At 59.3% G+C, this 7103-nt stretch carries 8 protein-coding genes and 1 pseudogene; 3 read left to right on the forward strand and 6 right to left on the reverse strand.

Going from position 1 to position 7103, the window contains the following annotated elements; all coding sequences use genetic code 11:
* Positions 1-65: 65 nt before the first annotated feature.
* A complete protein-coding gene (locus AC0L2U_RS28230; protein ID WP_473602984.1) occupies positions 66-593 on the reverse strand; it encodes a hypothetical protein in 528 nt (175 codons plus the stop codon).
* Positions 594-1197: 604 nt separating this feature from the next.
* Here AC0L2U_RS28230 and AC0L2U_RS28235 point away from each other — a divergent pair.
* Positions 1198-1448, forward strand: a pseudogene (locus tag AC0L2U_RS28235) (aspartate 1-decarboxylase); the annotation flags it as partial.
* A gap of 87 nt (positions 1449-1535) precedes the next feature.
* Here AC0L2U_RS28235 and AC0L2U_RS28240 read toward each other — a convergent pair.
* The 5 genes from AC0L2U_RS28240 to AC0L2U_RS28260 form a co-directional block, all read right to left on the reverse strand.
* Complete coding sequence (locus AC0L2U_RS28240) at positions 1536-1721, reverse strand: hypothetical protein (protein ID WP_473565042.1); 186 nt, start codon at positions 1719-1721, stop codon at positions 1536-1538.
* Positions 1722-2037: 316 nt separating this feature from the next.
* Entirely contained in the window at positions 2038-2628 is a 591-nt protein-coding gene (locus AC0L2U_RS28245) for a NodA family N-acyltransferase (protein ID WP_473602985.1), read from the reverse strand.
* A 443-nt stretch (positions 2629-3071) separates the two neighbouring features.
* A complete protein-coding gene (fabG, locus tag AC0L2U_RS28250) occupies positions 3072-3809 on the reverse strand; it encodes a 3-oxoacyl-[acyl-carrier-protein] reductase (RefSeq protein WP_473602986.1) in 738 nt (245 codons plus the stop codon).
* Positions 3810-4122: 313 nt separating this feature from the next.
* The gene (locus AC0L2U_RS28255) at positions 4123-5331 is read right to left on the reverse strand and encodes a beta-ketoacyl-[acyl-carrier-protein] synthase family protein (protein ID WP_473565045.1); all 1209 of its coding nucleotides are present in this window, start codon (positions 5329-5331) and stop codon (positions 4123-4125) included.
* Complete coding sequence (locus tag AC0L2U_RS28260; RefSeq protein ID WP_473565046.1) at positions 5332-5607, reverse strand: acyl carrier protein; 276 nt, start codon at positions 5605-5607, stop codon at positions 5332-5334.
* Between the two features lie 599 nt (positions 5608-6206).
* On the opposite strand from AC0L2U_RS28260, the gene groES reads away from it, so the two are divergent.
* Both groES and AC0L2U_RS28270 read left to right on the forward strand, forming a co-directional pair.
* Positions 6207-6503, forward strand: coding sequence for a co-chaperone GroES (groES, locus tag AC0L2U_RS28265; protein WP_006203049.1), 297 nt, complete (start codon positions 6207-6209; stop codon positions 6501-6503).
* A gap of 64 nt (positions 6504-6567) precedes the next feature.
* Positions 6568-7103, forward strand: a 536-nt coding sequence (locus AC0L2U_RS28270) for a TCP-1/cpn60 chaperonin family protein (RefSeq protein WP_473602987.1), incomplete at its 3' end; no start/stop codon positions are given.

Here is a 7103-nt window from a genome sequence, read left to right on the forward strand (position 1 = left end):
GGTATCGAGATCAAGTGTGTCTGAACCGGGCTGGCGATAGGGTCGGGGCGCGACATAGCGACGAACTAGTTTAATGAGGACTTGCCTGTGTAAAACCACTTCGCCGGGTAGCCGGACAGTGCGCTGGCGTTGTCGAAGGAGTTCGTGCCAAAATCCTCCCTGTAGTATCCCACCGTATGAAAGATGAAGGCATCACGTTCGATATCGACGAGAGCGATAATGTGCGGCTTCCACCCTAACCTCGGATCGAAGCCGCTCGTCGGATGCTGGAAACGTGAGTCAACGCCCGCGCTCAGATAATCCTTGCTGCCTCCATCGAGGACGTGTTCGCCGAATCCGCAGAGCTTGTCATTGTCCTCCCCAAAAACATGCGGTTTGTGATGGTTTCTGTTACCGGAGAGTTCGTCCCATGCCTTATCGCCATAGGATTGGTGATCGCCCTCGCGGGCCAAAGATTGATAGTCGCCCGGACAAGCGTGGATTCTGTCGCTGCCATCACGACCCAAGCTCACATCGTGCCGCTCGTCGTCGATTGCTTCGGGAGCTGGTTGACCCCTAAGAAGCTGTTTCAGCTGCAGGATAAACTTTCTCATCGCAATCTCCCGATGCCCCCCACGACGAAGCGCCTTGTATACCGCTCGTCGAATCATGGCGGTAATCGTTTGCCGTTGTGAATACATTTAGGGGATGGATGTTTTCACGTGCTCTCGATGAGGGCTGCTTTTGCGCTAATTCAACCTCCCTCAATGGAAGCAGTCGGTGCGGATCAGCCGCAGCGCCTTGAGCGTCTCGCTTCGCGGGTCCAGCGAAGCTCGTGTGCATCGACGAGACGGCCTTGACGGCGAGCTCGCGGGCAACAGCAACTCGGGCTGGAGCCATGCCTCGCGGTTTGGCGACGTTCATGCCCCACGCTCTGAGGCCCGGCCATTTTCTTGTTAAGCACGAGCAGCCAATAAGCCGCGTTTGTAGAGAGCCGTGCTGGCCAGTTGGTCTGGTCACCGCATCGGCTACAGGCTGCCAGTCCTGCGCGCGGCAGCTCAGCTGCTTGAAGGCGCCAGCCTCGCTGACCGCAAGAGCATTGCGCCAAATGCGCTCGGCATCCTCGCCCTGCCCTGCAAAGGGCCAAGGAACGGCAGAGCCCTAGGCAAGTCCAATTATGTCAACGCGGACCTGATCGCACTCTTCGTTGCCATGACCGCAGCCGGAATCCTGCCGAACGAATTCGTGGAGATATGGAACAAGAATTCCGGCGCCCGGATTTCACCCTATGTCACCCTCGGCGATGGCGGTTCACGATGCTGCATCCATAGCCGAAGCTGCGGCTCGCACCTGTCAGCCCGACGGCCCGGTTATTATCTGCAAGGAAGCCGCGGATCGTCGCCTTCGATCGGGATAATCACCTACGCGACCGCCTGAGTTACTCCGTCGATCTTGACACAGACGGCCGCCCAAGCAGCATTGAATTGGCCTTCGGCAAAGTGTTTCCCGCCAGCGCCAGCGCTCACCAGCGCTCGAACGCTCGATCCGGTCACATGTCAGCGTTCGTCGATCGGTGGCTTGGCAGCAAGGCCGAGCCTAGCTCGTTGGCCATCGGCGAAATTCTCGGCGGGAGACTGTGTCTTGAACCGGAGAGCTGTCAGTTTGCCGTCCTCGATAATATGAACGAACCATCCCTCACCGCAACGCTTGACGCGCACGTCATTAGGTTCGCCAGCCACCATTGCTGCCCCCTCATTTCGTTGCACAGAGTGAGACTGGAAGTCGTTCCCGTGTGTCGGAAAAACACGGGATCTTACGTCACGTCAGGCACGGATTTTGCGAAGCCGGTGCTTGGTCGATTTCCAGCGATTCATGTCCGGAACGTCCGTGCGCGGAACTCGCGCTCGGATCGATTTAGATGCGCAGATTTTTTGTATTTCAAATTCGGCTTCATCATCCACAGCAAACGCGCATAGGAACGCGTATTCAGTCCGAGTAGCTCTGCAAAAGCCCGCTGCTCAGGTGCCTCAGCGCCATCACGCGGCACTCCGAGATGTTTTATAGCTCCGGACCGTTCCTAACGATCAGGGTGCCGGTTGGCCACTCGCTCATCGAGTGTCCAATCGGCACAACTACGACCAGCACGTCCTCGTCTCGCGTGGGCGGCAGGTCGAGATACACATCTGCGAGAGTGGACCGCACGCGAACGCCCGACACAATCGCCGCCAGGCCGTCTCTGCAGAACCTCTCCATATGGTTCCGCATCGCGTGCCGAACGGTGCCGAAAGCGAATGGAACTCCAAGCTGCCGCAATATTGGATATAAAACGCGCATTGAATGACCGATCCCTTGTCCCTCAAGATCCGCACGCACCCCGTACAACCCCAGGTCAGCCACCAGGAGCTCGACCTCGTCAACCTTGATGAACCGGCGTAGTATGCCGATATGAGCCGCTACGCCGAGCGCGTCGTAGCTGATTGCGCGGAGTTCCGGCCTCGCACCGGCCCAGCTACGGCCGCCTTCGAATGGCTCTGAGTTGAAGGCCCCGGTCGGTCCGTAGGTCTTTCGGAAAAACTCGGAGAGTTCGACATGGTCGGCCTGTTGCAAGTCACTTTCCCAGCACAACCTCCACCGCACGTCAGAGCACATGGAAAGACCTCATCTTTGTTGCTGTTTTGTTGGGGAGCGCCTAGCAGAGGGACGCTTGTCGCATCGAGCTGGCTCGATGTAGCTTGCGCAGGTCACCGAAGAACTAGCCACAACGAACACGCGTCTCCGCTGCGTTCCGAGTACACCGGAAGGCGTACACCGGAAAAATACTGCTCGGAACCAATACAAACATCGACAGTTACCTTTGGCTTACATATTTGAAGTCTTGCTATGCAACATTCTGCGGGATTGGCAAAATCGTTTGTTTCGATGAATGCATTCCACGCGATGGATGAGAAAGGACATGCGTTTCAAAGAGTTTGTCCTAAATCTCCGCCCAAGGCGGCCTTGATCACGAGGCTTCGACCCGGCCAGTTAACCGACCCGCTCGGCCCAGACCACTATCTGGGTGGGAATCTTCGGGGCCTACTGAACTTTTCATGCTAAATCATTGCCATACCACCGTTCACATGAACGGTCTGGCCGGTAATGTAGGCGGCCTCGTTCGAAGCCAGGTAGACCACAGCCGAGGCGACTTCCACGCCGGTGCCCATGCGCCTGGTCGGAATGGTGGCCATGATCGCTTCTTTCTGCTTTTCGTTCAGCTTGTCGGTCATGGCGGATTCGATAAAGCCCGGCGCCACGCAGTTCACTGTCACGCCGCGTGTTGCGATCTCGTGCGCCAGCGATTTGGACACGCCGATCATGCCAGCCTTTGAGGCGCAATAGTTCGCCTGGCCGGGATTGCCGGTCACGCCGGACACGGAGGTGATGTTGATGATGCGGCCGTTGCGGCGGCGCATCATCGAATGGGTCAGTTCGCGTGTGAGCCGGAACATGGCGGTCAGGTTGACCTCGAGGACCGCGTCCCAGTCGTCGTCCGACATGCGGATAAAAAGCCCGTCCTTGGTGATGCCGGCATTGTTGACCAGTATGTCGACGCCTTCGAGATCGGCTTCCGCCTTTGCGCCCAGCGCCTTGACCTCGTCGCGGTTCGAGAGGTTCGCCGGAAACAGTTTTGTGCGCCCGCCAAGCTCGGCAGCCAACGCATCGAGCTTTTCGACACGCGTGCCGTGCAGGCCGACGGTCGCGCCGTGCGCGTGCAGCGCCCGTGCTACGGCCTCGCCGATTCCACCGCTTGCTCCGGTGACGAGCGCCTTGCGGCCGGTCAGATCGAACATTGTTATCGATTTCCCTTTCTAAGGACTGGCTTCGCATGGAAGCGGCCATTGGCGGCCCTGCGTGCCTCCTGACAGTGTCGGGTAAAAGCTTTGGACAAACCTCGAGCCGAACTGAAGGACCTCGCTTAACCTTCCGGGTAGCGGTAGATCCGCCGCTTCAACAGTTGAGAATTTTGCAAAAACGAAGTCCGGTTCGTCGACCTTCCGCCGCCACTTGGCGCATTCACGAGGCGGTCCAAGGGACGTCCTTCACAACCGTGATCCGGCAAGGATTGGATGTGAGAGATAGAGTTACTTGCATCTCGCATGGCTTTTACACCTGCTTGAACGCCAGAACTGCGTTCATGCCGCCCATGGCGAAGGCGTTGCTCAGTGCCACGCGCACCTTGCGTTCGCGCGCCATATTGGGCGTGACGTCGAGATCGCAATCGGGGTCTGGCTCGCGATAATTGGCGGTCGGCGGCACGATGCCCTCCTGGATCGCCATCACGCAGGCGATCATTTCAAGTGCGCTCGCTGCGCCGAGGCAATGCGCGTGCATGGACTTGGTGGACGAGACAGACATCGAATGGGCATAGTCTCCAAAGACGCGCTTGATCGCCGCCGTCTCGGTTCGGTCGTTGGCCTTGGTGCCGGTGCCGTGGGCGTTGAGGTAATCGACGTCCTCGGCATTCAGCCCGGCGTCGGCAAGGCAAGCGCGCATCGCGGCCTCCGGCCCCTCGATGGACGGCGCGACGATGTGGAAGGCATCGCCGGAAAGGCCGATGCCTGCAATCTCGGCAAGCATTGTGGCACCGCGCGCCGCGGCATGCTCATAGCTTTCCAGCACGGCCATGCCCGCACCCTCACCTATCACCACTCCCTTCCTGTCGGCGGAGAAGGGCCGGCAAGTATCCGGAGCGAGGGCGCGCATTGCCTCCCATGCCTTCAGCTGAACGCATACGAGTGGCGCTTCGGCGCCTCCAGCAAGCATCACGTCGGCTCGGCCGAGCCTGATCTGATCCGCCGCCGAAGCGATCGCATGGTTGGCTGATGCGCATGCAGACGCGATGGCAAAGACTGGGCCGCGCAGGCCGAGGCTCATGCTTACCTGGCTGGCAGCGGCGCTCGGCAATCCCTTTGGTGCAGCGTAGAGGCCAGTACGCTTCGCGCCGTCCAAATAGAGGGCGCGGTAGGTTTCTTCGACCGTTCCCCAGCCCCAACCGCAGACGCCTACTGTCGCGCCGAAGCGATACGGATTCCCCTCGTCGCAGGAAAGTCCGGCGTGTTGCATCGCTTCGCGCGCTGCAAGCACAGCGAGCAGGCTGAGGCGGTCCATGGAGACGAGCTGGGTGCGGCCGATGTCGTGCTTCGGCAGCTCCTTTATCTCGGTACCGACAGTGCCCTTCATCTCATGAAGCTCGGAAGTTACCATCGGGCGGATGGCGGAGCGGCCTTCGCGCATCTCTTTCCAGATAGAGGCGGCGTTATTGCCCAGGCCGCAAAGCCCGCCCATCCCAGTAATGACGACTCGCCTATCCAATCAGACCTCCTTCGCGAGCAAACCGCGAACGGCTTCCACCATGTCGCCGACATTGTTGAGATTCGACCAGGCGTCGGCCGAGTTCATGTCGATCTTGATGTCATAGGCCTGCTCCACATCCCAGAGGAGATCCGCCAAACCCAGGGAATCGACTCCGAGCGAGGCTAGTTCGGTGGCAGTCGTTATTTCGCCGATATTGGACACGCTCTCGCCGCTTTCCGATTCGAGGCGGTTCTTGATCGTGGCAATGATTTCCGTTGCGAGTTGATCAGCCATTCTGTTTTTTTCCATAATGATGCCTTTTGACGTGGGCGCGGCGCCAGGCCTTTGCCGGTCACGTCGCGACGTCACACGACAAGGGTTCGGGCGATCGGGGCGTGTGAGGTGCTTCCAATGCGAGATTCCAAAAGATTGATAAAATCGTTTGTTTCGATAAGACGCATCCACCTTGTGGATAGAAATACATTCCAATGAACCGGCAAGCCCTCGTCATAAATCCCGCATGCCCCCTCCCAGGCAAAAGCTCGGCACGTCTCGGGGCGAGTAGATGCTCAGCGCCCGACTTGCTCTCTACGGCGCGACGAACCGCGCCGGCGGTCGCGGAAGGCACAAAAGTTAACCATCCGCAGGGTGGATTCATCCTGTGGGTCGAGCTCCGAACACCGTCGATTCGCTGAACTCTTTCAGGGTTGCATCGCCCGGAATATCGCGATCGCCCACCCTGTTGTCTTGACTAGCGCCGCGCCACGGTTTATCTCACCGCCACGTTAGCACTCGCCTTTGCTGAGTGCTAACTGCAGGTCCGCACAGCCGGGCTTTGTACGTGTCCGGCGCCGCCGGATGGTGTTTTCACCACTCTCATCGAGGAAGAAAAAATGGCAAAGTCGAAGTTCCGCCCGCTTCATGACCGCGTGGTCGTTCGCCGGGTCGAATCCGAATCCAAGACCGCTGGCGGGATCATCATCCCCGACACGGCAAAGGAAAAGCCGCAGGAAGGCGAGATCATCGCTGTCGGCTCCGGCGCCCGTGACGAAGCTGGCAAGCTGGTCCCGCTGGACGTCAAGGCCGGCGACCGCATCCTGTTCGGCAAGTGGTCGGGCACCGAAGTCAAGCTCAATGGCGAAGACCTTCTGATCATGAAGGAATCCGACATCATGGGCATCATCGGCTGATATCAGGCCTTTCCCCGTCAACTGAATTCCCGGGCTCGATCAAAGCCCCTGCCAGGAGCTAAAAATGGCTGCCAAAGACGTAAAATTCTCCCGTGATGCCCGCGAGCGCATGCTGCGCGGCGTCAACATCCTCGCCGACGCGGTGAAGGTCACGCTCGGCCCCAAGGGCCGCAACGTCGTCATCGACAAGTCGTTCGGCGCCCCGCGCATCACCAAGGACGGCGTCACCGTCGCCAAGGAAATCGAGCTTGAAGACAAGTTCGAGAACATGGGCGCGCAGATGGTCCGCGAAGTCGCTTCGAAGACCAACGACATCGCCGGCGACGGCACCACGACCGCGACCGTTCTGGCGCAGTCGATCGTCCAGGAAGGCCACAAGGCCGTTGCCGCCGGCATGAACCCGATGGATCTGAAGCGCGGCATCGACCTCGCGGTAACCGACGTCGTTGCGACGCTGATCAAGAACGCCAAGAAGATAAAGACCTCGGAAGAGGTTGCCCAGGTCGGCACGATCGCCGGCAACGGCGACGAGTCGGTCGGCAAGATGATCGCGGAAGCGATGCAGAAGGTCGGCAACGAAGGCGTCATCACGGTTGAGGA

The sequence above is a fragment of the Mesorhizobium sp. WSM4808 genome, from assembly GCF_055811675.1.